Origin of the sequence: Oceanibium sediminis, from assembly GCF_003265325.1 — a bacterium.
In the GTDB taxonomy this organism is placed as follows: Bacteria; Pseudomonadota; Alphaproteobacteria; order Rhodobacterales; family Rhodobacteraceae; genus Halovulum; species Halovulum sediminis.
The window spans coordinates 1-2308 of record NZ_QGNX01000036.1; the positions used below are offsets into that span (position 1 = coordinate 1).

Consider the following 2308-nt stretch of genomic DNA (forward strand, 5'->3'; position numbering starts at 1 on the left):
GTCGAGGATTTCCAGGAGATCAAGATCCGCCACTCGAAATACGCCGCCTCGCGCTTCGCACATGAGGCGGCTCCGGCGCTGACGCGGTTTGCCAATTCCTCGCCGCAGGGCTTCGTGAACGGCATCAAGGCCGCGCGGCAGCAGGTCGTGGCGCGCAGCGACGAAGACCGCGCGGATTTCCTGCGCAAACGGGGTTTCTCGAAGGCCGAATCCGGCAAGATCATCGAGAAGGTGCTGGTGGAGGAAGGTCGCCCGCCCGAGAGCATCTTCGACTTCGTACAGGGCATTACCCGGCTTGCGCGCGACAAGACTCAGCAGGATGCCCGCCTTGATATGGAAGGGCGCGCCAAGAAGCTTCTCGACCGCGTTGGTTGAGGTGGCGACCGGAGGCGATATCGCCTCCGGTCTCGTTCCTGTTTCATCGATCTGCTACTGTGCCCGACACGTTTAGGTGTTGGAAGTACGCGCATGGAAGAAATTGATTGGTCAGATCGTGCATTTTATGATGACGGCGAATGGGTTACCTGGTCGGAAATCGACGAGCAGCTTCGCTACAAGGAGTGGGGCGCTAAATACCCGAACGCGATCCGGTCTATGATCCCATATTTTGAGGATCTCCTGTCCCTCGCGGAAAGCTACCACCTCGAGACCGGCCTTCACCTCTCTGTCTACGGCGATATCGGTGAGCTGTTCGGTGCTATCACGTACGGTATCAAGCTGAACAAGACCTACGCCCAGGGTGCTGACGGAAGACTTGGCAATGATCATGTCGAGGTCAAAACCATTACGCCATTCAAGACAAAGGATGTGGTTGTGGTCGATACCAATGGGCATTTCAACAAGCTCTTGGTTGTAAAGATCAACGAGGATTTTCAGGTCTCGGGTCGGATGATCGACCGAAAAGATCTTCCAAAGCGCGAAGGGCGCTACTTGCGGGTTCGATGGGGCGATTTACCAACGCCGAAATGATCGGCCCGATCTGCGACAGAGAGTCCGAGGGGGCGGTTTGGTCTTTGACGGTTTGAAGCGGGGAGAGAGGCTCTCCGCACCGTCGGAGATATGCCCATGTTCGATCTTACTCTCCAAACTCAGCCGGAAACACAGAAGACAGGTTTGCCGGCGAGCTTCCTGACCGTTCTTGCAGATCAAGACTTGCCGTTTGCGCTCACGACGGCTTGCCATGCGCCCGCAGCTCTCATGTCAGGGCAGGCACACCCCAAGGTACTGGAGCGTTTTGCCACGCTGGCCGAAGCCATGCAGGGGGCAATCGTTCACGCCGAAAATGTCACCCCTGAAGACGCGCCGCGCATCCTGGCGATCCTCGATCGGGAGGGCCGCCTCGTTCTGGCCGGGGCTGTCCATGATGGCGGGGTCGCATGGTGCCACCCGGTCTCGGATGCCGCCGAAGCCCGTGCCGTCGTGTCCGAGGCCAGCCAGACCCGCGCGCAGGCCATGCGGGCGGCCGAGTGGCATGAACATGGCCTCGCGCGACGGCTGCGGCACCACGCCGACCTTCTCGATGCCCGTCTTGTCGATCCGCTCTGGCGTGTCTTCGCGTCTCGCGCCCTGCAGTTCGCGGCGTGACGCCTGAGAGTCAGAGAAGGGAAGGGGAGGATGTGAGCCTACGAGGACGAGAGAGAGCCTCGGGGTCCAGATCCTTTCCCTCATTTCGGAGTTTCCAATGTCCAAGATCGAACCCACCCTGGCCGCGCCTATGGCGCCGTCCAGGATTGATTTCGCCGCCGTGCTGGCTCGGCAGTCCGAGCGTGACGCGCGGATCGCAGCTTTGCTTCCGGCCAACAAGGAGCGCCTCTTCGATGGCCTGACTGCTGCCGGCATCACCCATGTGACCGTGCGCTTTGACGGCTATGGCGACAGTGGTCAGGTTGAGAGCATCGTGGCCTACGCTGGCGAGACCGAGGTTGCTTTCCCCCAGACCCAGATCGCCTATGCCGCATTGACCTGGGACGACCCGGAGGTCGAGATGCGGGCGCTTTCGCTCGAAGATGTCGTCGAGCAACTGGCCTACGACTTCCTCTCCGACACCCATTGCGGCTGGGAGAACAACGACGGGGCTTACGGCGAATTCTGCTTCGACGCGAGCGCTCGCTGCATCCATCTCGAGTTCAACGAGCGCTTCACCTCGTCCGAACTCTTCACCCATGATTTCTGAGGGGGTGGCGATGGCACATCCCTACCACCACGCCCTGTCCTCGGTGAAGAAATGGGGCGGCACGGTCGACGACTACCTCGCCGTGCATTCCTGGTTCGACCAGAGCAAGGAGATCACAGCCGATTTTCGGCACCG

The 2308-nt window shown here is 60.4% G+C and carries 4 protein-coding genes and 1 pseudogene; all 5 read left to right on the forward strand.

Going from position 1 to position 2308, the window contains the following annotated elements; translation table 11 throughout:
- Positions 1-375 (forward strand): annotated as a pseudogene (locus DJ029_RS21385) (DUF932 domain-containing protein); the annotation flags it as partial.
- A gap of 93 nt (positions 376-468) precedes the next feature.
- Complete coding sequence (locus DJ029_RS21390; protein WP_007803268.1) at positions 469-969, forward strand: hypothetical protein; 501 nt, start codon at positions 469-471, stop codon at positions 967-969.
- A gap of 96 nt (positions 970-1065) precedes the next feature.
- Positions 1066-1584 carry a DNA repair protein RadC gene (locus DJ029_RS21395; RefSeq protein ID WP_112324482.1) on the forward strand — a complete coding sequence of 173 codons (519 nt, stop codon included), beginning with the start codon at positions 1066-1068 and terminating at the stop codon, positions 1582-1584.
- Between the two features lie 97 nt (positions 1585-1681).
- Positions 1682-2173, forward strand: a complete 492-nt coding sequence (locus tag DJ029_RS21400) for a DUF6878 family protein (RefSeq protein WP_112324481.1) — start codon at positions 1682-1684, stop codon at positions 2171-2173.
- A gap of 10 nt (positions 2174-2183) precedes the next feature.
- Positions 2184-2308, forward strand: a 125-nt coding sequence (locus tag DJ029_RS22630; protein WP_440589758.1) for a DUF6915 family protein, incomplete at its 3' end; no start/stop codon positions are given.